The organism is Streptomyces sp. NPDC059828 (assembly GCF_042731955.1).
Classification (GTDB): Bacteria; Actinomycetota; Actinomycetes; order Streptomycetales; family Streptomycetaceae; genus Streptomyces.
In genome coordinates this window covers 27,687-48,600 of sequence record NZ_JBHWIW010000041.1, presented here as the reverse complement: position 1 = coordinate 48,600, position 20,914 = coordinate 27,687, and the positions used below count along the sequence as shown (strand labels likewise).

Genomic DNA, 20,914 nt, shown 5'->3' with positions numbered 1-20,914 from the left:
CTGCGGGCGCCGTCGTGTCGCGCGGCGCGTGCGCTGCGGCTCATCGTGGCCTCGGCAAACCTTAGTTGTGCCGGGTATGCGCTTTTCCGCCCACGGTGGTGGCCTTCGCGCATTGACCATGCCCTGCTGCGCCCTTATGCTAAAGGTTGCGCTGCGGGCTTGCGCGCCTCAGACCGAGCAGGCCGCGCTCGCATCTGTTGTATGTCCCCTCGGTTGTCGAGGCGCCATTCCCCTCGGGTTGGCGCTTCCTTGGCTGTCCGGCTTCTTCAGCTGCGATACGGGCTCACGGCGTAGCAGTACCTACGACTTCAATGTCCGTACCGGAGCCCTTTCCCACATGACGAGCAGCACCGAGACCACCGCCACCACCCCGCAGGTTGCGGTCAACGACATCGGTAACGAGGAAGCCTTCCTCGCCGCGATCGACGAGACGATCAAGTACTTCAACGACGGCGACATCGTCGACGGCGTCATCGTGAAGGTCGACCGGGACGAGGTCCTGCTCGACATCGGTTACAAGACCGAAGGTGTCATCCCGAGCCGCGAGCTCTCGATCAAGCACGACGTCGACCCGAACGAGGTCGTCAAGGTCGGCGACGAGATCGAGGCCCTGGTTCTCCAGAAGGAGGACAAGGAAGGCCGCCTGATCCTCTCGAAGAAGCGCGCCCAGTACGAGCGCGCCTGGGGCACCATCGAGAAGATCAAGGAAGAGGACGGCATCGTCACCGGTACCGTCATCGAGGTCGTCAAGGGTGGTCTCATCCTCGACATCGGCCTCCGCGGCTTCCTCCCGGCCTCCCTGGTCGAGATGCGCCGTGTCCGCGACCTCCAGCCGTACGTCGGCAAGGAGCTCGAGGCCAAGATCATCGAGCTGGACAAGAACCGCAACAACGTGGTCCTGTCCCGCCGTGCCTGGCTGGAGCAGACCCAGTCCGAGGTCCGCCAGACGTTCCTCACCACCCTCCAGAAGGGTCAGGTGCGTTCCGGCGTCGTCTCCTCGATCGTCAACTTCGGTGCCTTCGTGGACCTGGGTGGCGTCGACGGTCTGGTTCACGTCTCCGAGCTGTCCTGGAAGCACATCGACCACCCGTCCGAGGTTGTCGAGGTCGGCCAGGAAGTCACCGTCGAGGTTCTCGACGTCGACATGGACCGCGAGCGTGTCTCCCTGTCGCTGAAGGCGACGCAGGAAGACCCGTGGCAGCAGTTCGCCCGTACGCACCAGATCGGCCAGGTCGTCCCGGGCAAGGTCACCAAGCTGGTTCCGTTCGGCGCGTTCGTCCGTGTGGACGAGGGCATCGAGGGTCTGGTCCACATCTCCGAGCTGGCCGAGCGCCACGTGGAGATCCCGGAGCAGGTCGTCCAGGTCAACGACGAGATCTTCGTCAAGGTCATCGACATCGACCTCGAGCGTCGCCGGATCTCGCTGTCCCTGAAGCAGGCCAACGAGTCCTTCGGTGCCGACCCGGCGTCGGTCGAGTTCGACCCGACCCTGTACGGCATGGCCGCGTCCTACGACGACCAGGGCAACTACATCTACCCCGAGGGCTTCGACCCCGAGACCAACGACTGGCTCGACGGTTTCGAGAAGCAGCGCGAGGAGTGGGAGCGCCAGTACGCCGAGGCGCAGCAGCGCTTCGAGCAGCACCAGGCGCAGGTCATCAAGTCCCGCGAGGCCGACGAGGCCGCTGCCGCCGAGGGTGGCGCCGCCGCTCCGGCCGACGCGCCGCAGGGTGGTTCGTACTCCTCGGAGTCGGACGACAACTCCGGCGCCCTGGCGTCGGACGAGGCCCTCGCCGCCCTCCGCGAGAAGCTGGCCGGCGGCCAGAGCTGACAAGGCTCACGGCCGGACGCTAGCCGCTAGGCGATAGCACCACCGAGGCCCGCCCCCTTTTCGGGGGGCGGGCCTTGGCGTTTGCCCCGGGAATGACCACCCCCTCCGTGATGTTGTAACGGGCAACCGGAAGAGGGGCGTTAAGGTGCTTGATCCGCAGAGTTTGTACGAGTGGGACCCCAAGGGGCTCGCGGTTGTCGACATGGCGCTGGCGCAGGAGTCGTCAGGGCTCGTGATGCTTTACCACTTCGAGGGCTATATCGACGCGGGGGAGGCCGGCGAGCAGATCGTGGGCTCGCTGCTGGATTCGCTTCCGCACCAGGTGGTGGCCCGCTTCGACCACGACAGGCTCGTGGACTACCGTGCCCGCCGGCCGCTGCTGACCTTCCGGCGCGACCGCTGGGCGGGCTATGAAACGCCCGCTTTGGAGGTCCGGCTGGTCCAGGACGCCACCGGGGCGCCCTTCCTGCTGCTCTCCGGACCCGAGCCGGACGTCGAGTGGGAGCGCTTCGCCGCCGCCGTCCGGCAGATCGTCGAGCGCCTCGGAGTGCGCCTCTCCGTGAACTTCCACGGCATCCCGATGGGCGTCCCGCACACCCGGCCGGTCGGGATCACCCCGCACGGCAACCGCACCGACCTCACTCCGGGGCATCGGAGCCCCTTCGACGAGGCGCAGGTGCCGGGCAGTGCGGAAGCGCTCGTGGAGTACCGGCTGATGGAGTGGGGCCAGGACGTCCTCGGTATCGCCGCGCACGTACCGCACTACGTCGCCCGCTCCGCCTACCCCGACGCCGCGCTCACCGCCGTCGAGGCGATCACCGCTGCCACGGGCCTGGTGCTGCCGGGCGTGGCGCACGCGCTCCGCGCCCAGGCTCAGCTCACCCAGACCGAGATCGAACGGCAGATCGGCGAAGGTGACGAGGAGCTGGTGACGCTGGTCCGCGGACTCGAGCATCAGTACGACGCGGTCGCCGGAGCCGATACGCGCGGCAGTCTGGTCGCCGAACCCGTGGATCTGCCGTCCGCTGACGAGATCGGCCGCGAGTTCGAGCGGTTCCTGGCCGAGCGGGAGGGCGAGGCATAGACGCGTGGAACGCACCCCTAAGCTTCCGCTCATGCTGAAGGTGGGCCTGACCGGCGGAATCGGCGCCGGCAAGAGCGAAGTGTCGCGACTGCTCGTGTCGTACGGGGCGATCCTCATCGACGCCGACAGGATCGCGCGCGAGGTGGTGGAGCCCGGGACACCCGGACTCGCGGCGATCGTCGAGACCTTCGGTCCCGAGATCCTGAGCGCCGACGGCACTCTCGACCGTCCGAAGCTCGGTTCGATCGTCTTCGCCGACCCGGATCGTCTGGCCGGACTGAACGCGATCGTCCACCCCCTGGTCGGGGCCCGGTCCGCCGAGCTCGAGGCCACGGCCGGGCCGGACGCGATCGTCATCCACGACGTCCCCCTGCTCACCGAGAACCACCTCGCCCCGCTGTACGACGTGGTCGTGGTGGTGGAGGCATCCGAGGCCACCCAGCTCGACCGGCTGGTCCGGCTTCGCGGAATGACCGAGGCCGATGCCCGGGCCCGGATGGCCGCACAGGCCACTGGCGAGGAGCGGCGCGCCATCGCCGATCTGATCGTCGACAACAACGGGCCCCTGGAGTCACTGGAGCCACGCGTACGAGAGGTGTGGGAGGCGCTCACCGAGCGCGCGGCAGCCGGTTAGCCGGCGCAGGGGATGTTGAATCGCCCGAGCAAGGGGAAGGATGCGAGAGTGCCCGACACGAACCCGGAGACCCACGTCATCGACTTTCGTGCAGCCGAGCATCTGCTGGCGGCACGGGACCCGCGGGGTGCGGTGAAGCTGCTCGACTCGGTGATCGCGGCCCACCCCGAGAACACCGCCGCGCGGCTGCTGCGCGCCCGTGCCTTCTTCGCTGCCGCCCAACTGCGGCCCGCTGAGCTCGAGTTCGAGATCGTCCTGGAGCGCGAACCGGACAACGCGTTCGCCCACTTCGCCCTCGCCCGCACCTACCAGCGTGCGGGCCGCCCCGAGCTGGCCCGGAAGCACTTCCGCCTGGCCGCGGCTCTCGACCCCAAGCCGGAGTACCTCGAGGCGGCCCGTTTCGAGAACTGACGGTCAGCGCGGGGGCCGGTTGTCGCCCCGGTCCGGCTCGTACGGTGGGATGTCCGGACCCGGCTGGTAGTGCGGCCCCTGATGGAGCCGGTGCACCACCATCATCAGGTCCGCCGAGATGATCAAGACCAGCACCGCGCAGGCTATGGCCCAGCCCGCCCGGCCGGTCAGAGTGAAGAGGGCGGTACCGGCGACCGCCCACAGCAGGCCCCAGACACTCAGCCAGAATCGCAACCGCAGGGGACTGCGTGCGGTCGCGGGCTCACTCCCGGTGCGCATGGCATATCGCCTCTTCCATTCCAGGGTCTACCCGGAATCCGCGCGGTATCCCCCGGGGGCGGGCGTACTCCAGCGGGGTGGGTACACCGACAGCCCGTCCGTCCCGTGACCCCGCACCCTCAGTGGACGAAGCTATAGCTCAGCCACGGTGTCGTCCCCGGCGCGATGTTGTCGAACAGCGTCGTCCCGATGTACCCCGACTCGGGACCCTTACAGTTCGGCTCCCGGTACAGGAACATATCGATCAGCGTCGCGTTCTCGACCCGGTGCGCGCCCTTCGGAATGAACGGGAAGCAGCCGGTCACCACGGGGTTGGACACATGGACGACACGCTTGTCCTCGGTCTCGTAGATCACGTTGCCTACCGCGGTCCGGCCGAGACCGGAACAGCCCGCGACGGCGAGGGTCAGAAGCAGTGTCCCGGCCGCGATGGCGGGACGCCGGAGATGGGGCATGGCTGGTCCTCGTCTGTCGTCTGGGGATCCCACTTGTGATCACTCGTGGTCGCCACGTTGCCGGACTTCCGCCGGGCAGGCACGTCGGAGACAGCCGCACAGGGGATCCTGACGCTCGACCGGGGGTCATCGCGGGAATACCGTGGAAGCGAGGACGGACCGGGACGGGACGGACGGCAGGGGGTGCCGTGATGGTCGAAGAGCTGGTGGTGGCCGGTGTGGCGGCCGGTTCTGCGCTCGTGGTGTACGGCCTGGCCGCGGCCAGGGTCATCAAGCAGTACGAGCGGGGTGTGGTGTTCCGTCTCGGCCGGCTGCGCGATCGCGTCCGCGAGCCCGGATTCACGATGATCGTTCCGTTGGTCGACCGCCTGTACAAGGTGAACATGCAGATCGTGACCATGCCTGTGCCCGCCCAGGAGGGCATCACGAGGGACAACGTCACGGTCCGGGTGGACGCAGTCGTCTACTTCAAGGTGGTGGACGCCGCCGACGCCATCGTCAGCGTCGAGGACTACCGTTTCGCCGTCTCGCAGATGGCCCAGACCTCGCTGCGCTCCATCATCGGCAAGAGCGAGCTGGACGATCTCCTGTCCAACAGGGAGAAGCTCAACCAGGGCCTGGAACTCATGATCGACAGCCCGGCGCTCGGCTGGGGCATCAGCGTCGACCGGGTGGAGATCAAGGACGTGTCGCTCCCGGAGACGATGAAGCGCTCGATGGCGCGGCAGGCGGAGGCGGACCGGGAGCGCCGTGCCCGGGTCATCAACGCCGACGCGGAGCTCCAGGCGTCGAAGAAGCTGGCCGAGGCAGCGCACCAGATGGAAGACGCACCGTCGGCGCTCCAGCTGAGGCTGCTCCAGACGGTGATGGCCGTGGCCGCCGAGAAGAACTCCACGCTGGTGCTCCCTATCCCGGTCGAGCTGCTGCGCTTCCTGGAGCACGGCACGCACCGCCCTGCGCCGGAGGCCGCCGTCTCGGCGCCGGTACAGAGCAAGCCCGCGAACGAGCGTGAACCGGCGGCGCCCGCCGACGCGGCAGCGCCACAGGCACCCCCGGCCCTCGAAGGGCTGGCCGGACTGACGGGCCTGGACCTGGACCCGCCGAAGTCCGACGCGGCCGTGATGCCGACGGCCGAGGAGGACGCACCGGAGAGCCGCCGGACGGGGTGACCGCGGCCGGTGGCTCGTAGCGGCACGGTCCGGCCCAGAGGCTCTCGAGGAGCACTGTCAGACCCCGCCCGTATGGTCGTGACTCGAAGGACCAGCAGGCCTCGAAGCCCGGCCACGGAGGGGAGGTGCCCCGCGCATGCCGCAAACGCCGCACACGCAGCCCGAGCGACTCACGCTGCACACCCGTGCCGCGGTGTTCGTCCCTGCCGCGCTGCCGCGCGAAGGGCGGGTCGCCTTCTGGAGTCCGGACGGCGCCCTGCCTTCTCCCGCCCCCGGTTCGGCGGGGGAGCACAGCGAGTTGACGGTGGTGCGGCGGCACGGCAGCGGGGCGCGCCGACAGGTCGTCCCCGCCGTGCTGCTGCCCGTCGCCGACGCCCTGCCCCTCCTCGCCCGAGCCCGGCACGACGCCGCGGCGCACCCCGCCACGGCCTGCTGGGGAGCCGCCGCCCTGCACGCCCTCCAGCTCGTCGCACGCGGCCGGCTGCTGCCTGGTCTGACCACGGACGACCATGACGCATGGCGGGCCGGTCCGCTCGACGCCGACGACATCGCCCACCTGCGGGCCATCGCCGCCGCAATGCCCGTGGAAGCCCACGCCACCCCGGTGCCGGGACCGCGGTCGCTGCGGCTGCCCGAGCCCGAGGCACTGGTCAGGTCGTTCCTGGACGCGGTCGCGGACACGCTGCCCCGCACCCCTGCGGCCGAGCACGCGGTGGGACGGCCGTTCGCCGCGATGGCGCCGCAGCGCCTGCCGCACGCCCGTGCCTGGGCCGCCGAGGCCGCCGCCGGCATGGACGCGGGGGTGCGGATCTCGCTGCGCCTCGACCTCTCGGCGTACGAGCTGTTCGACCGGGTCGACGCACACGGGTCCGGCGGCCCCGAGCCGGCCGAGGACGATCCCGAAGCGACCGGGCCGGACGGGCACGGGTCCGCGCGGCGGGCCGCCGCAGCCCTCGTGCAGGTGCACAGCCTCGCCGACCCGACCCTGGTCCTCGACGCCGCACGCCTCTGGGCAGGTGACGGCGAGGACCACTTCGGGCCCCGGGCCCGGATCGACGCGGTGCTGGCCCTGCGCCGCGCCGCCAGGGTCTGGCACCCGCTCGGGCGCCTCCTGGAGCGCGAGCTCCCCGACGTCCTTCCGCTGAGCGAGGACGAGCTGTACGAACTGCTGGGCGTGGCCGCGGAGCGGCTCGGCGCGGCGGGTGTGGCCGTGCACTGGCCCAGGGAGCTCGCCAGGACCCTCAGCGCCACCGCCGTGGTGCGGTCACCGGCGCCCGGGTCCGCCACCGACGGCACGCCCTTCTTCGACAGCGAGCAACTCCTCGCGTTCCACTGGCAGCTTGCGCTGGGCGGGGATCCGCTGACCGCAGGGGAGATGGACACACTCGCCGAGTCCCATCGCCCCATCGTGCGGCTGCGTGACCAGTGGGTTGTGGTCGACCCCGCTCTCGTACGCAAGGCGCGCAAGCGGGAGCTGGGGCTCCTGGGGCCGGTGGACGCGCTGGCCGTGGCGCTCACCGGCAGCGCCGAGGTGGACGGGGAGATCGTCGAGGCTGTCCCCGAGGGCACGCTCGCCGCGCTCCGGGACCGGCTCGTCGAAGGCCCGGCGGCGCTCGCCCAGCCGCCGGGGCTCGACGCGACGCTGCGCGACTACCAGCTGCGGGGGCTCGCCTGGCTGGACCTGATGACCTCACTCGGGCTCGGCGGCTGCCTCGCCGACGACATGGGCCTCGGTAAGACGGTCACGGTCATCGCACTCCATCTGCACCGCGCCCGCTACGGCGCCCGCACGGCACCGACCCTCGTCGTCTGCCCGGCATCCCTGCTGGGCAACTGGCAGCGGGAGATCGCCCGGTTCGCGCCTGGTGTGCCCGTGCTCCGGTTCCACGGTGCCGAGCGCAGCCTGGAGGCGATCCGCACCGCAGCCGACCGCCCCGGCTTCGTCCTGACCACGTACGGCACGATGCGCACCAGCGCCGCCGCACTGGCCGCCGAGACCTGGGGCATGGTCGTCGCCGACGAGGCACAGCACATCAAGAACCCGTTCTCGGCGACCGCCAAGGCACTGCGCACCCTCCCCGCCCCGGCGAGGATCGCCCTCACAGGAACCCCCGTCGAGAACAACCTGTCAGAGCTCTGGGCCCTGCTCGACTGGACCACACCCGGACTGCTCGGACCGCTGAAGGCCTTCCGCGCCCGCCATGCCCGCGCCGTCGAGAACCACGAACACGCGGAGAACGATCAGGCCGTCGAGCGGCTCGCCCGGCTGGTCCGCCCCTTCCTGCTGCGCCGCAAGAAGTCCGACCCCGGCATCGTGCCCGAGCTGCCGCCCAAGACCGAGTCCGACCACCCCGTGCCCCTGACACGGGAACAGGCATCGCTCTACGAGGCGGTCGTGCGCGAGACCATGGCTCTGGTCGAAACCGCCGAGGGCATGGCGCGCCGCGGTCTGATCATGAAGCTGCTGACCTCGCTGAAGCAGATCTGCAACCACCCCGCGCAGTATCTGAAGGAGAGCGGCGCCCGCCTCACCGCCCGCTCCGGGAAACTCACCCTCCTCGACGAGCTGCTCGACACGATCCTGGCGGAGGACGGTTCGGTGCTGGTGTTCACCCAGTACGTGTCGATGGCCCGGCTGATCGCCGGACATCTCGAGGCCAGGGGAGTCGCCTCCCAGCTGCTCCACGGCGCCACGCCCGTCCCGGAGCGGGAGCGGATGGTGGATCGCTTCCAGTCCGGCGAGGTCCCCGTGTTCATCCTCTCCCTGAAAGCCGCGGGCACCGGGCTCAATCTGACCAGGGCCGGTCATGTCATCCACTACGACCGCTGGTGGAACCCGGCGGTGGAGGACCAGGCCACCGACCGTGCCTATCGCATCGGCCAGACCCAGCCGGTGCAGGTGCACCGGCTGATCGCCGAAGGCACCGTGGAGGACCGCATCGCCGAGATGCTGCTCTCCAAGCGGGCGCTGGCGGACGCGGTGCTCGGATCCGGTGAGGCGGCGCTGACCGAGCTCACCGACCGGGAGCTGGCCGATCTCGTATCGCTGCGGAGGCCCTCGTGACCGGACCGAGCCGGCCGGCCAGGCCGACCAGCCGCATCGAACGGCTCGTCCGGGGACGCGCCACCAGGAGTACGTCATGACCGCCCACCGTCTTCGCTCCTCTCGCGGGGATGCCCCCCGCAGGCCGGACGATCGGCGGCGCACCTTCCCCCGGCTCGCCCCGCGCTCCGGGGACGACACCTCCGCCGCCTCCTGGTGGGGCAACGCATGGGTGGAGGCGCTGGAGGACACCGCGCTCGATCCGGCGCGCCTCGCCCGCGGCCGCTCGTACGCCGGGCGGGGCCATGTGGACGCGATCACCGTGACTCCGGGCAGGGTCACCGCCTATGTCCACGGCTCCCGCCCTCGCCCGTATCGCACGGACATCCGGCTGCGCACCCTTGGCGACGAGGAATGGGAGCGGCTCCTGGACATCGCGGCGGGCCGCCCCGACCACATCGCGGCACTGCTCGACAAGGACGTGCCGCACGCTCTCGCGAACGCCGCCGAACTGCTGCCCGCACCGGGTGATCTGATCCCCGACTGCTCCTGCCCCGATGACGGCCTTCCCTGCAAGCACGCCGCCGCGCTCTGCTACCAGACGGCCAGGATCCTCGACGAGGACCCCTTCGTGCTGTTCCTGATGCGCGGACGTGGTGAGCAGGAGGTCCTCGCCGAGCTCACCCGGCGCAATGCGGCACGCTCGGCGGCGGAGCGGGCCACCGCGCGGCGCATCGTGGAGCGCACCGCGAACCGGGGTGCCAAGGCGGGTCGGAGCGGCGCCGGAGGGCAGACTCCGCCGCCGCTCCTCGCGACCGTTCCCGCCGCATCGGTTCTGGCGGCTCGCAGCCTTCCGGCTCTCCCGGACCCGCTGCCCGTGCCTCCGCATCCCGGACGCCCACCCGTGTATCCGGAGGCGGCCGGTGCCCCTGACCCACTCGCCCTGGACCTCCTCGCCACCGAGGCGGCGGGGCGTGCCCACACCACACTGCGCACCGGGCGGGACCCGCTCACGGGCCTCACCCCCTGGCAGGACGCCGTCCGGCTGGCCGCCGCCCATCCCGGCTCCGGGCTGACCGCGTCCACCCGCGCGCTCTACACCGCGCTGGCCCGCGCCACCGACCGCAGCCCGACGGACCTGGCCCGTGCCGTCGCGGCCTGGCGGCAGGGCGGTCTCGCGGGACTCACCGTTCTGGAGGAGGAATGGGACCCTCCGGCCGGTCCCTTCGACCGGGCGCGCCCCGCGTTGATCGCCGCCGGTTTCCCGGCCGGCCCGGCGTTCCGTCCCCGGCGCAACCGGCTCTCCACCTCCACACTTCAACTGCGCCTGGGCCGGGACGGCTTGTGGTACGGCTACGAGTCGGATCCGGGCTGCGACGACTGGTGGCCGCGCGGTATGCCCGACACGGATCCGGTCGGGGCGCTCACCGCGCTGACCGGCCATTGAGTGCACGGCCACCAGATCGGGTGTGGTGACGGTCGAGTGACGTTCAGTTCGATAATCGGCCCACTCGATGGGGTGAAAGGATGGCCGGCCATAACCCGATTGGCTCCATCGCGTTATTTCCGGTGCGGGACAGCTACCCGTGGTCATTATCCGGAAGGCAGGAACAATGAGGCGGATTTACCGAACAGGCCTCGTCGCAGCGATGGTCACGGGTGGTGCGATGGCAGCCGCCGGGGCCGCGCACGCCGACTCGGCCGCGCAGGGAAGCGCGGCCGGATCGCCGGGCCTGATCTCCGGGAACACCGTGCAGATCCCCGTGCATGTCCCGGTGAACGTATGCGGCAACACCATCAATGTGATCGGCGTGCTCAACCCGGCTGTCGGCAACCGCTGTACCAACGCGGACGCCGCGCGGACCGCCACTGACGTGCAGCGCATCGCCCCGCACGCCGACGCACCGGGCACCCGCACCACGGACGCCCGCGACCACGACGTCGACAACGGCGTTCTCGGCGGTGCGCTGGCCGCGGGTGGCGCCCAGGGTTCCCCGGGGCTGCTCTCGGGCAACACCGTTCAACTCCCCGTCGATGTGCCGGTGAATGTCTCCGGCAATTCCCTCAACGTCGTCGGTATCGGCAATGCCTCCGTCGGCAATGTCTCGTCGAACGGACCCGGAATTCCGGTCACCCCGAATCCGGTGTCCAGGCCGCCGATGGAAGAAGTCGCGGCAGCCCACCACGAACCCCATCAGATGCCGGCCCAGCTGGCCCGGACGGGCGCCGCGGCCGGTGCCGCCTTCACCATCCCGGCAGGCGCGGCCCTGATCCTCGGTGGTGCCGTGCTCTACCGCCGCTTCCGCCCCGCGGCGTAGCACGGAAGGGGCGGGGGTGGTTCGGGGTGACGCGGGCGTCACCCCGCTCCCGTGTCCGCCCCGTCCCGCACGGGTCCGCGCCACCTGGCCAGCAGGGCCTCGATGGCCGGAGCCACCCGCTTGCGCGCCTCATGGCGAGGTACGCCCCGGATGAGCAGGGTGTCGTACGGCGTGTCGAGGTGACGTACGGACGCACGCACTGCCGCCGTGATCGCCCCCTCGTCCAGCGCTCGTCCGGCCGCGGTGCGCCCCACGCGCCCGCTCCCGCGCTCCGCGGTGTGCGCCGCGACATCGGCCGCGCGGTCCGGTGGGCAGTACGGGAACAGTCGCAGGATCTCCGCGGTCAGCGTCCCCGTGAACAGCACATCCCGTGCCGCACGCCGCGCGGCGTCCCTTTCCCGGCGCCTGGCCCGCGCCTCCGCGTCGGCCAGGCAGGCCCGCTCGGCCCGGGCCAGGGCCTCCTCCTCCACCAGCAGACCCTGCCGCTCGTACCGTGTGCGCTGTCTGTTGTGCCGTACGACAACGGCCCACAGCGAACCGGCCTCCCGGGCGCGCCGGGTGAGGGCCGCGTTCCCCCGGGGCAGAAACACCAGATGTCCCAGGTCCGCGCAGTCCAGACAGCGCGGTGAGTTGAAGTCGAGCACCATCCGCTCCAGCGGACCGCGATGGCAGTCGGCGCAGCGGCGCGGCTTCAACGGCTCCACGACCACGAGAGGATCCACCGGCCCGGTCTCCCTCCCTGCGGCGGCCGCATCTCCGGCACTGCGCCGGATAATCGTTCGATGAAGGGGCTTGGGGACTGCTACGTTCCCGCACGTGGCGAAACTCAATCAGATCATCGCAGTGGAGAAAGGCGTCAAGTCCAAGGCGCACCAGGATCTTACGGCGGCCCATCACGGCCTCCAGAAGCCCGCGCTTCTGGCCGGCATCTCCCGGACGTATCAGCCGAAGGACGAGGAGGGCGAGCAGCTTCCGCCCGAGTCGACGCTGGTGCAGATCAAGGCCGAGGACGTGCTGCGCGACACCGCGAAGACGCTGACCCGGCTGTTCGACGTGACCGCCACCAAGGACTGGGCGAACTGCGCGGCCCGCGCCGACATCGCCGTCGACGGCCGGGTGCTGGTCGCCGATGCGCCCGTCTCGTATCTCCTCTTCCTGGAGAAGCAGCTGACGGACATCAACACCTTCGTGCGCAAGCTGCCGGTGCTCGACGCGGCCGAGTCCTGGTCCCAGGACCCGTCCACGGACTCGTGGAAGACCGAGCCGGTCAAGACCGTCCGGACCAGGAAGGTGCCCCGCAACCACGTGAAGGCGGAGGCCACCGAGAAGCATCCGGCGCAGGTCGAGGTGTACTACGAGGACATCCCCGTCGGTTACTGGACAACGGTCAAGTTCTCCGGAGCGCTGCCCGCCCGCCGGGTGAACGAACTGCTGGACCGGGTGGAGAAGCTCCAGCAGGCCGTGAAGTTCGCCCGTGAGGAGGCCAACGGCGCCGAGGTCACGGACCAGCGGGTCGGAGACGCCGTCTTCGGCTATCTCTTCGGTCAGTAGCCCCCTGAGGCTACGATCACACAGACTCCCCGTCCGCGGCATCGCGGGCGGGGTGCGCGAGGAGCGCAAAGCTGAAGCTGAAGCTTGTCGTGACGAAGCGGTTCCAGTGGAGGTTCGAGTCCTCCCCCCGGCACTACCGTGCGAGCCGGGGTAGCCCAACTCGGCAGAGGCAGACCGCGATCAATCTCAGACTCTCGCTCCAGACTCAGCATTCGCCGCTCATCGCCGGATCGACCGGGCCCGGGCCCTGGTGTGTCGAAATGCCAGTTCGAATCTGGTCCGCCGAGCTCGATCGGCGGTGGTCCAAAGGCAGGACGCGACACAATGAGACTGACCCGGGTCCTCAAGCGTGCCGGCGTGTGATGTGAGCGGCATCAACAGGGCCCGAGGGCAGGCTACGCCCTCGGGCCCGCTCCTGTTCTGCCTCTTCCCGCGCACTCACTGGCGGTAGCCGCTGAGGAACCTGCCGATGCGGCTGATCGCCGCGTCCAGATCGTCGGCGTGGGGGAGCGTCAGGATCCGGAAGTGGTCCGGACGCGGCCAGCTGAAGCCCGTACCCTGCACGACCTGGATCTTCTCGCGCAGCAGCAGATCCAGTACGAACTTCTCGTCGTCGTGGACGGGGTGCACGGCCGGGTCGAGCCGCGGGAAGGCGTACAGCGCGCCCTTCGGCTTCACGCACGAGACCCCGGGTATCTCGTTGAGCCGCTCCCAGGCGCGGTCGCGCTGCTCGCGCAGCCGCCCCCCGGGTGCGGTCAGTTCGTGGATGGACTGGCGCCCGCCGAGCGCGGCCTGAATGGCGTACTGCGCGGGCGCGTTGGGGCACAGGCGCATGGAGGCGAGCATCGTGAGCCCCTCCAGATAGCTTCGGGCGTGCTGCTTGGGCCCGGTGACGACCATCCAGCCGGAACGGAATCCGGCCACCCGGTAGGTCTTGGAGAGTCCGCTGAAGGTGAGGACGACCAGGTCCGGGGCGAGGGCCGCCGCGCTGTGGTGGACGGCGTCGTCGTACACGATCTGGTCGTAGATCTCGTCGGCGAACACCATCAGCTGGTGGCGGCGCGCCAGATCGAGGATGCCCTCGACGATCTCACGCGGATACACGGCGCCGGTGGGGTTGTTGGGGTTGATGATCAGCACGGCCTTGGTCCGGTCGGTGATCTTCGAGGCCATGTCGTCGAGGTCCGGGTACCAGTCCGCCGACTCGTCGCACAGGTAGTGGACGGGCCGTCCTCCGGCGAGCGTGGTGACGGCGGTCCACAGCGGGAAGTCGGGAGCGGGGATCAGGATCTCGTCACCATCCTCGAGCAGGGCCTGCACGGCCATGGAGACCAGCTCGGACACCCCGTTCCCGAGGAAGATGTCGTCTACGCCGACCTCGCTGAGTCCGAGGGCCTGGTAGCGCTGGGCGACGGCGCGGCGGGCGGAGAGGATGCCGCGGGAATCGGTGTACCCGTGGGCCTGCGGCAGCATCCGGATCATGTCCTGGAGGATCTCGTCCGGTGCCTCGAAGCCGAACAGTGCGGGGTTGCCCGTGTTGAGGCGCAGGACGCTGTGGCCGGCTTCCTCCAGCGCGTTGGCGTGCTCGATCACCGGACCGCGGATCTCGTAGCAGACCTCGCTCAGCTTGCTCGACTGCCGGAACTCCATGCGCTGACCTCCCCGGAAACGTTGTTGCTTGGTTTTACCAAGTGACTGCTTGGAAAGTCCAACACTATGTCTAGACTGCCTCGCATGCCGCCTCGCTCGTCATCCCCGTCGCGCACCGCGACACCGCCGCGCCCCGCGCGCCGCCGAAGCTATGACCAGTACTGCGCCGCCGCCCGCGCGCTCGACGCCGTCGGCGACCGCTGGACCCTGCTGATCGTCAGGGAACTGCTGGCGGGGCCGCGCCGGTACACCGATCTGCACGCGGATCTGCCCGGTGTCAGCACGGACGTGCTGGCCTCCCGGCTCAAGGACATGGAGCGCGACGGTCTGGCCGTGCGCCACCGCCTCCCGGCGCCGGTCTCCGCCTACGTCTACGAACTGACTCCTCGCGGACATGAGTTGCTGCCCGTGCTCACAGCCCTGGCCGAGTGGGGCGTCCCCGAACTGACCGCGCCCCGGCCGACGGACGCGGTAAGGGCCCACTGGTTCGCCCTGCCGCTGCGCCGGAGCCTTGAACGGGCGGGGTGGCACGGGATCGTGGAAGTCCGGCTGGACGAGGGTGAGTTCCATCTGCGGGTCGGTGAGGCCGCGGGGGAGCCGGTGTACGGGGAAGGGGCGCCGCCGCCCGGTACGGCGGCGGCACGGCTCGAACTCGATGCCGGCACATGTCTGGAGATCGGCCTGGGGAAGCTGAGCGTGGACGACGGGGTACGGGAAGGGCGTATCCGCCTGAAGCGGTTCACGGCCTGAGGCCGTCGAGGCCGTGCCGCATGGCCCGGTCCGTGCCCCGGGCATGATGGAGCCGTGCGACTGCAACCGATCACCTGGGAACGGCTGACCGAAGCGGTCGCCGACCGGATCGCGCGGACCACGGCCCACGACGGGGGCAACTGGCTCCGTGTGGCCGTGGACGGTGCGCCCGCCGCCGACACGGGCGCGGCCGCCTCCGCGTTCGCGGACGCGCTGCGGCTGCGCGGGCGTTCGGTCCAGGTGATCGCGGCCACCGGGTTCCTGCGGCCGGCGTCACTGCGTTACGAGCACGGCCGCGAGGACCCCGACACGTACTACGAGGGCTGGTTCGACACGGGCGCGCTCTGGCGCGAGGTCTTCGGACCCCTGGAGCCGGGTGGGTCGGGGCGGGTGCTGCCCGACCTCTGGGATCCGGTCACCGACCGCGCCACACGCAGCGCGTACCGCGAACTCCCGCCCGGGGGAGTGCTGGTGCTGCAAGGGCCGCTGCTGCTCGGGCACTGGTTCCCGTTCGACCTCACCGTCCATCTGCGGCTCTCGCCGGGCGCACTGTGCCGTCGCACGGACCAGGCGGAGCACTGGACGCTGCCCGCCTTCGAGCGCTACGAGCACGAGGTCGCCCCGGCCGGTGCCGCCGAGGTCGTCGTCCGTGCCGACGACCCGAGGCACCCGGCCTGGAACGACCCGTGGGGGCCCGGCGAAACGCCGGGCGCGTAGAGGTCCCTATCCCGCGGGCGGGCGTCCCCCGTCCAGGGCGACCGCGAGAGCCCCCGCCCTGCATCCCTCCGCTGCGGCGACCGCCGCGTCGGCGCCGGACAGGAGGGCGGCGAGGAAGGCGCCGGTGAAGGCATCACCGGCCCCCGTCGAGTCGACCGCCTTCGCCTGGACCGGTGGCACCCGTGCCGTCACCGTGCCCGCTTCCGCCACCAAGGCGCCCTCGGCCCCGAGTGTGACGACGGTGAGCGGGACCTGGCGGCTCAGCAGGGCCGCGGCGTCGGCGGCGTCGGGGACGCCGGTCAGCAGACGGGCCTCGTCGGTGTTGGGCAGGAGCGCATCGGCCTTGGCGACCGCGCGGAGGAACGAATCGGCTCCCATCGCCGCGATGAAGCCCGCCGACGCGGGGTCCACGCTCACCGGGATGCCCCGTGCGTGTGCGTCGGCCATGGCCACGTCGGCGAGTTCGCGGCTCGGGTCGCCGAAGAAGAGGTAGCCGGACAGATGGAGCCGGGCGACCCCGTCGAGCAGGCCGGGCGACCAGTCGGCCGGGGAGATCCGCAGAGCCGCCCCGCTGTCGGTGAGGAAGGTGCGTTCGGCACGGGCGTCCACGAGTGCGACGATGGTGGCGGTCTGCGCCTCGGGGTCGGTCACCAGGAGCGGACGCACCCCGGCCTTTCGCAGATGCGCCGTGTGCCAGTCGGCGCTCTCGGCGCCGACCCTGCCGAGCAGCCGTACGTCGGCGCAGCCCGCGTACGCGGCCCAGCAGGCCGCGTTGGCCCCGGCGCCACCCGGGAGGGTCCGTACCTCGGCGGCGGTGTCGGTCCCATGGGCGAGACCCGAACCGTGCCGTGCCACCACGTCGGTCGCCACATCTCCGACCACCAGCAGGGCACCGCCCCGGTCGGGACCTGGCGCGGTGGGACCGGTCACAGCGCCGCCGCGATCCGGGCCGCGAGCCGTACGTTTCCGCGTACCGCCGCCAGGTTGGCCTCCAGCGACGCGCCCGCCGTGGCCCGCATCAGGTGCTCCAGGAGGAAGGGGGTCACCCCCTGGCCCGCGATGCCGCGCTCCCGGCAGGCGTCCAGCGCCTCCGACAGCACCCGGTCATGCAGCCCGGGATCGAGCTGCTGGTCCTCCGGGACCGGCTGGGCTACGACCAGCGCCGTGTCGGGCCCGCCGAGCGCGTCCTGGGCACGGATCACCCCGGCGACCTCTTCGGGCGTGTGCACCGTCCAGTCGACGGGCTCGCCCGAGGAGGACAGGTAGAACCCCGGGAAGCGGTCGGTGCGGTAGCCGAGGACACCGACGCCCAGGGTCTCCAGGCGCTGAAGTGTCGCGGGGACGTCGAGGATCGACTTCACCCCGGCGCAGACCACGGCGATCCGGGTGCGTGCCAGCAGCCGCAGATCTGCCGACTCGTCCTGGGAGTGGATCCACTCCCGGTGGACTCCGCCCAGCCCGCCCGTCGCGAACACCCTGATCCCGGCACGGGCGGCGAGGAACGCGGTGGCGGACACGGTCGTCGCCCCGCTCGCCCCGGTGGCGAGGGCGGGTGCGAGGTCGCGGTGCCCGAGCTTGCGGACCTCCGGGTCCTTCGCGACCCGCTCCAACTGGGCCTTGCCGAGGCCGATATGGGCGCGTCCGTCCAGCACGGCGATCGTCGCGGGCACCGCCCCGTTGTCCCTGACCAGGGACTCCAACTCCGCCGCCACGGCCAGATTGCGGGGGCGGGGCAGGCCGTGCGCGATGATCGTGGATTCGAGGGCGACGACGGGACGGTGGGCGTCGAGCGCCTCCCGTACCTCTGGCGACAGCAGCAGTGTGGTCTCGGGCATGATCCATCCCTGGCACGGCGAAACCCCGCGCAAACGTTTCGCCGGACAACGATCCTCACTGGCACGCCCCTGAATCCGCCTGCTCGCGCGGTGCTTGTCCGGCCCCGCTAAGGTGACGCGCCATGACGACCTTTGATGACACCGCTGCCGGCCCCGAATCCCCTTCCTTTGTCGTGCACATTCCGGACGTCGAGCTGGAAGCAGAGCCGCTCGAGCCCGAGCAGATCGTCTCCGGTGAGCCCGTGGTGACCGGACGGGTCCTGTGGGAGTCGGAAGACGGCAAGCAGCTGCGCGGCATCTGGCAGATCACCCCCGGTGTGGTCACGGACACCGAGGCCAATGAGCTGTTCGTCGTCGTGAGCGGGCGCGCCACCGTGGCGGTGGAGGGTGGTGCCACCCTTGAACTCGGCCCTGGCGACGCCTGTGTGCTGCGCGAGGGCGACAAGACGACCTGGACGGTCCACGAGACCCTGCGGAAGGCCTACCACATCAGCCTCTAGGTCCCGGGACGTTGGTGACACGCGTGCTGGGTGCTTGAAATGGGTGAGGGCCTTCTGGCTCGGTGTGGATTGCGACATCTGCACCTAGATCAGGAGGCTGGGGTCTCCCCCGGCCCCTTGGGGCCGAGCCTGGGGTCTCCCCCCGGCCCCTTGGGGCCGAGCCTGGGGTCTCCCCCCGGCCCCTTGGGGCCGAGCCTGGGGTCTCCCCCGGCCCTTGGGGTCGAGCCTGGGGTCTCCCCCGGCCCCTCGGGGCCGAGGGGACGTATCGCAAGGCGGAGGAGGGAGTCATGGCGGAGCCATGCCGACCGACGACAACGCGGCGAGACGCGGCACCAGGGGCACGCGAATCCGACCTGATCCGAACGAAAGGCCCTAGACCAAGGCTCAGCCGGCGGGTGGCGGCAGGGATCAGTCCGTGGTCGCGGAACCCGCCGGGTCCGGGACGGCCGGGGCATTCGGTGTGTCAGGGCGGGCGTTGTCCCCGCCCCCGGATCCCGCCGCCCCGGTGTCCGCACGGGACCGTGTGAGCGAGCGGTACACGATGAGGGCGGCCAGCGGCAGCAGCAGGCAGGCCCCGACCGCGTTCAGCCAGCCATAGCTGGTGCGGGACACGATCAGACCGGCCGCCGCACCGCCGATACCCGCCGCCGCGTTCATGGTCAGGTCGGAAAGACCCTGGACGGCGGCGCGGGCCGGGCCGGGCACCGAGTCCGTGAGCAGCGCCGAGCCCGAGACGAGTCCCGCGGACCAGCCCAGGCCGAGCAGGAACAGACCGGCGGCGGTACGGCCATGACTCGCCCCGGCGGTCCCGGCCAGCAGCGCCGCGCAGGCGAGCAACCCCACGGCCAGGCCGATCACCGAGAGCCGGCCGAGCCGGTCGGCCAGCCAGCCCATCACCGGTGAGAATGCGTACATACCCGCGATATGGCCGCTGATCACCAGTCCGATCAGCTCGATCCCCGCCCCGTGATGGCTCAGCGCCAAGGGGGTCATCGACATGATCGACACCATCGCGGTGTGGGCGACCACGATGGTGGCGAGGGCCAGCTGGGCCCGCGGCGATTCCCGGACCGCACGCACCCCGGCCCGCAGCGAACGCCCTTCCCTGGTGTCCTCGCCGGCCGGGGCCAGCGCCCGCGCCGTCAGCAGAGGGTCGGGACGCAGCAGCAGGGCGACGACCAGCGCCGAGATCAGGAACACCCCGCCCGCCCACAGGAACGGTCCGGCTGTCTCCGGGATCCCGAGCCGGGACGCGCTGCGGCCCGCGGGCGCGGCGATGTTCGGCCCGAGCACCGCCCCGATCGTGGTGGCCCACACCACGAGGGAGATGGCCCGTGCCCGCCGGTCGGGCTCCGCCAGGTCCGCTGCGGCGAAGCGCGACTGGAGATTCGCCGATGAGGCGGCGCCGAAGCCCGCCATCCCCAGCAGGAGCAGCGGGAAGTTCCCGAGCGCCGCCGCCAGAACCACGATGGCCGCCCCGGTCGCGCCGATCACATAGGCCAGTACGAGGCCCGGGCGACGTCCACGCGCGGTCATCAGCGCGGCCAGCGGTACGGACAGCAGCGCCGTGCCGGCCACCATCGCCGTCGGGGCGAGACCGGAGAGCGCCTCGGAACCGCTCACCTGCTGCGCCAGCACGGAGGCCAGAGCGACGCCGGTGGCCACGCCAAGACCCCCGAGTATCTGGCCCGCGATGAGCACGGGGGTGATCCGCCGTCGTAGCGCGGGCAGTTCTGCCGCGTCGATCGCCGCCGGGGACTTCTTTCCGGTGCTCATCGGGTGATCGCGCCCGCTCCGGAGAGCGCGCTGCCGACACCGGCTATCGGAACATCACAGGAAGTAGGAGCCACCGCCGTAGTGTGCCAGGTGTACGCGCACCGGCGGAATCGCCTTTCGGCCGCCAGGGCAGAGGGCTCGGTGTGGGTGAGGCGGCACGACCGGTGCCGTTCAGAACAACGGCTCGGGCAGCACTCCCTCCAGGGCCAGCAGCTTGCGCTTGGTCTCCCGGCCGCCGCCGAAGCCTCCGAGACTCCCGTCGCTTTCCACCACACGATGGCACGGCACCACCAACGGCAGCGGATTCGATCCCATGGCAGCGCCCACCGCCTGCGCGGCGTCCGGCCGACCCACCCGCGCGGCCAGCTCGCCGTATCCCACGACCGCGCCGTACGGCACCCCCGATGCCAGCTCGCGCAGCACCTCGCGGTTGAAGCCGGAGGCCAGCGACCAGTCCAGCGTCAGGTCGAAGTCCCTGCGCCGCGCGGCGAAGTACTCTGCGAACTGACGTATGGGCTCGGCGAGCCGACCGGGTGCGGCAGTGCTGCCCGCCGAAACCGCATCCGCCGCGGAGGCTACCTGATGAGGGGTGCCGCCCAGCTGTGCGGCCAGCCGGTCGACCGCCCTGTCACGCACCGGCGCGTCGGCGTGGAACACGACGCTCACCAGTCCGTCCGCGGTGGCGGCGAGGAGCAGCGGCCCGATGTCCGAGCCCACCACGGTCCACTCGAAGCTCTTCATGGCACCACCGTAGGACCAGCCACTGACAATGCCCCTGACCCCGGGGTTTGCCTCCTGGCAGGATCGCCCTACCCTCGCCCCGTAACGGGCTCCACCCACCGGGAGCCCTCCGGCCACGAGCGGCGCAGGGTGGTACACGGCGGTACACGGCGGCACAGGGCGGTACACGG

20 protein-coding genes are annotated in these 20,914 nt (G+C 71.0%); 12 read left to right on the top strand and 8 right to left on the bottom strand.

Going from position 1 to position 20,914, the window contains the following annotated elements; translation table 11 throughout:
* The first annotated feature begins 337 nt into the window (after positions 1 to 337).
* The 4 genes from rpsA to ACFV6V_RS23160 all read left to right on the top strand — a co-directional run bounded on the left by rpsA (position 338) and on the right by ACFV6V_RS23160 (position 3,960).
* Positions 338 to 1,831 carry a 30S ribosomal protein S1 gene (gene rpsA / locus ACFV6V_RS23175; protein WP_385568090.1) on the top strand — a complete coding sequence of 498 codons (1,494 nt, stop codon included), beginning with the start codon at positions 338 to 340 and terminating at the stop codon, positions 1,829 to 1,831.
* A 145-nt stretch (positions 1,832 to 1,976) separates the two neighbouring features.
* Positions 1,977 to 2,915 (top strand): PAC2 family protein, encoded by a 939-nt coding sequence (locus ACFV6V_RS23170; protein ID WP_385568087.1) that lies wholly within the window; start codon positions 1,977 to 1,979, stop codon positions 2,913 to 2,915.
* 31 nt (positions 2,916 to 2,946) lie between these two features.
* Complete coding sequence (gene coaE, locus ACFV6V_RS23165) at positions 2,947 to 3,549, top strand: dephospho-CoA kinase (protein ID WP_385568085.1); 603 nt, start codon at positions 2,947 to 2,949, stop codon at positions 3,547 to 3,549.
* A 48-nt stretch (positions 3,550 to 3,597) separates the two neighbouring features.
* Positions 3,598 to 3,960 carry a tetratricopeptide repeat protein gene (locus tag ACFV6V_RS23160; RefSeq protein ID WP_385568082.1) on the top strand — a complete coding sequence of 121 codons (363 nt, stop codon included), beginning with the start codon at positions 3,598 to 3,600 and terminating at the stop codon, positions 3,958 to 3,960.
* A 3-nt stretch (positions 3,961 to 3,963) separates the two neighbouring features.
* Here the strand turns inward: ACFV6V_RS23160 and ACFV6V_RS23155 are convergent, their stop codons facing one another.
* Together ACFV6V_RS23155 and ACFV6V_RS23150 are read right to left on the bottom strand one after the other, a co-directional pair.
* On the bottom strand, positions 3,964 to 4,239 hold the full coding sequence (locus ACFV6V_RS23155; RefSeq protein WP_385568080.1) for a DUF6343 family protein: 276 nt from the start codon (positions 4,237 to 4,239) through the stop codon (positions 3,964 to 3,966).
* Positions 4,240 to 4,358: 119 nt separating this feature from the next.
* Positions 4,359 to 4,694, bottom strand: a complete 336-nt coding sequence (locus ACFV6V_RS23150) for a hypothetical protein (protein ID WP_385568077.1) — start codon at positions 4,692 to 4,694, stop codon at positions 4,359 to 4,361.
* Positions 4,695 to 4,885: 191 nt separating this feature from the next.
* Here ACFV6V_RS23150 and ACFV6V_RS23145 point away from each other — a divergent pair, with 191 nt between their 5' ends.
* The 4 genes from ACFV6V_RS23145 (at position 4,886) to ACFV6V_RS23130 (ending at position 11,224) form a co-directional block, all read left to right on the top strand.
* Entirely contained in the window at positions 4,886 to 5,863 is a 978-nt protein-coding gene (locus ACFV6V_RS23145; RefSeq protein ID WP_385568126.1) for a slipin family protein, read from the top strand.
* Between the two features lie 136 nt (positions 5,864 to 5,999).
* Positions 6,000 to 8,927, top strand: coding sequence for an SNF2-related protein (locus ACFV6V_RS23140; protein WP_385568075.1), 2,928 nt, complete (start codon positions 6,000 to 6,002; stop codon positions 8,925 to 8,927).
* A gap of 76 nt (positions 8,928 to 9,003) precedes the next feature.
* Entirely contained in the window at positions 9,004 to 10,353 is a 1,350-nt protein-coding gene (locus tag ACFV6V_RS23135; protein WP_385568072.1) for an SWIM zinc finger family protein, read from the top strand.
* Between the two features lie 166 nt (positions 10,354 to 10,519).
* Positions 10,520 to 11,224: a chaplin gene (locus tag ACFV6V_RS23130; RefSeq protein ID WP_385568070.1), complete on the top strand. Its 705-nt coding sequence runs from the start codon at positions 10,520 to 10,522 to the stop codon at positions 11,222 to 11,224.
* A gap of 38 nt (positions 11,225 to 11,262) precedes the next feature.
* Here the strand turns inward: ACFV6V_RS23130 and ACFV6V_RS23125 are convergent, their stop codons facing one another.
* Positions 11,263 to 11,946: a DUF2293 domain-containing protein gene (locus ACFV6V_RS23125; protein WP_385568069.1), complete on the bottom strand. Its 684-nt coding sequence runs from the start codon at positions 11,944 to 11,946 to the stop codon at positions 11,263 to 11,265.
* A gap of 94 nt (positions 11,947 to 12,040) precedes the next feature.
* On the opposite strand from ACFV6V_RS23125, the gene ACFV6V_RS23120 reads away from it, so the two are divergent.
* On the top strand, positions 12,041 to 12,775 hold the full coding sequence (locus ACFV6V_RS23120; protein ID WP_385568067.1) for a hypothetical protein: 735 nt from the start codon (positions 12,041 to 12,043) through the stop codon (positions 12,773 to 12,775).
* Between the two features lie 438 nt (positions 12,776 to 13,213).
* Here the strand turns inward: ACFV6V_RS23120 and ACFV6V_RS23115 are convergent, their stop codons facing one another.
* On the bottom strand, positions 13,214 to 14,425 hold the full coding sequence (locus ACFV6V_RS23115) for a pyridoxal phosphate-dependent aminotransferase (protein ID WP_385568065.1): 1,212 nt from the start codon (positions 14,423 to 14,425) through the stop codon (positions 13,214 to 13,216).
* Between the two features lie 84 nt (positions 14,426 to 14,509).
* On the opposite strand from ACFV6V_RS23115, the gene ACFV6V_RS23110 reads away from it, so the two are divergent.
* Entirely contained in the window at positions 14,510 to 15,175 is a 666-nt protein-coding gene (locus ACFV6V_RS23110; protein ID WP_385568062.1) for a winged helix-turn-helix transcriptional regulator, read from the top strand.
* Between the two features lie 54 nt (positions 15,176 to 15,229).
* Positions 15,230 to 15,892: a uridine kinase gene (locus ACFV6V_RS23105; protein ID WP_385568061.1), complete on the top strand. Its 663-nt coding sequence runs from the start codon at positions 15,230 to 15,232 to the stop codon at positions 15,890 to 15,892.
* A 6-nt stretch (positions 15,893 to 15,898) separates the two neighbouring features.
* On the opposite strand, the gene ACFV6V_RS23100 is transcribed toward ACFV6V_RS23105, so the two are convergent.
* Together ACFV6V_RS23100 and ACFV6V_RS23095 are read right to left on the bottom strand one after the other, a co-directional pair.
* Complete coding sequence (locus tag ACFV6V_RS23100; protein ID WP_385568058.1) at positions 15,899 to 16,822, bottom strand: carbohydrate kinase family protein; 924 nt, start codon at positions 16,820 to 16,822, stop codon at positions 15,899 to 15,901.
* Entirely contained in the window at positions 16,819 to 17,727 is a 909-nt protein-coding gene (locus ACFV6V_RS23095; protein WP_385568056.1) for a pseudouridine-5'-phosphate glycosidase, read from the bottom strand. Before ACFV6V_RS23095 ends, ACFV6V_RS23100 begins: the two co-directional genes overlap by 4 nt.
* A gap of 122 nt (positions 17,728 to 17,849) precedes the next feature.
* Between ACFV6V_RS23095 and ACFV6V_RS23090 the strand changes: the two genes are divergently transcribed.
* Entirely contained in the window at positions 17,850 to 18,227 is a 378-nt protein-coding gene (locus ACFV6V_RS23090) for a cupin domain-containing protein (protein ID WP_385568053.1), read from the top strand.
* 408 nt (positions 18,228 to 18,635) lie between these two features.
* Here ACFV6V_RS23090 and ACFV6V_RS23085 read toward each other — a convergent pair whose 3' ends face one another.
* On the bottom strand, positions 18,636 to 20,003 hold the full coding sequence (locus ACFV6V_RS23085; RefSeq protein WP_385568051.1) for an MFS transporter: 1,368 nt from the start codon (positions 20,001 to 20,003) through the stop codon (positions 18,636 to 18,638).
* A 171-nt stretch (positions 20,004 to 20,174) separates the two neighbouring features.
* Positions 20,175 to 20,744, bottom strand: a complete 570-nt coding sequence (locus ACFV6V_RS23080) for a methylated-DNA--[protein]-cysteine S-methyltransferase (protein ID WP_385568048.1) — start codon at positions 20,742 to 20,744, stop codon at positions 20,175 to 20,177.
* Positions 20,745 to 20,914: the final 170 nt, after the last annotated feature.

Coding starts and splice junctions, on each gene's coding strand:
- ACFV6V_RS23095 (WP_385568056.1), bottom strand. CDS start 17,727: ATGCCCGAGACCACACTGCTGCTGTCGCCAGAGGTACGGGAGGCGCTC.
- ACFV6V_RS23140 (WP_385568075.1), top strand. CDS start 6,000: ATGCCGCAAACGCCGCACACGCAGCCCGAGCGACTCACGCTGCACACC.
- ACFV6V_RS23135 (WP_385568072.1), top strand. CDS start 9,004: ATGACCGCCCACCGTCTTCGCTCCTCTCGCGGGGATGCCCCCCGCAGG.
- ACFV6V_RS23145 (WP_385568126.1), top strand. CDS start 4,886: ATGGTCGAAGAGCTGGTGGTGGCCGGTGTGGCGGCCGGTTCTGCGCTC.
- rpsA (WP_385568090.1), top strand. CDS start 338: ATGACGAGCAGCACCGAGACCACCGCCACCACCCCGCAGGTTGCGGTC.
- ACFV6V_RS23150 (WP_385568077.1), bottom strand. CDS start 4,694: ATGCCCCATCTCCGGCGTCCCGCCATCGCGGCCGGGACACTGCTTCTG.
- ACFV6V_RS23090 (WP_385568053.1), top strand. CDS start 17,850: ATGACGACCTTTGATGACACCGCTGCCGGCCCCGAATCCCCTTCCTTT.
- ACFV6V_RS23155 (WP_385568080.1), bottom strand. CDS start 4,239: ATGCGCACCGGGAGTGAGCCCGCGACCGCACGCAGTCCCCTGCGGTTG.
- ACFV6V_RS23110 (WP_385568062.1), top strand. CDS start 14,510: ATGCCGCCTCGCTCGTCATCCCCGTCGCGCACCGCGACACCGCCGCGC.
- ACFV6V_RS23130 (WP_385568070.1), top strand. CDS start 10,520: ATGAGGCGGATTTACCGAACAGGCCTCGTCGCAGCGATGGTCACGGGT.
- ACFV6V_RS23080 (WP_385568048.1), bottom strand. CDS start 20,744: ATGAAGAGCTTCGAGTGGACCGTGGTGGGCTCGGACATCGGGCCGCTG.
- ACFV6V_RS23115 (WP_385568065.1), bottom strand. CDS start 14,425: ATGGAGTTCCGGCAGTCGAGCAAGCTGAGCGAGGTCTGCTACGAGATC.
- ACFV6V_RS23085 (WP_385568051.1), bottom strand. CDS start 20,003: ATGAGCACCGGAAAGAAGTCCCCGGCGGCGATCGACGCGGCAGAACTG.
- coaE (WP_385568085.1), top strand. CDS start 2,947: ATGCTGAAGGTGGGCCTGACCGGCGGAATCGGCGCCGGCAAGAGCGAA.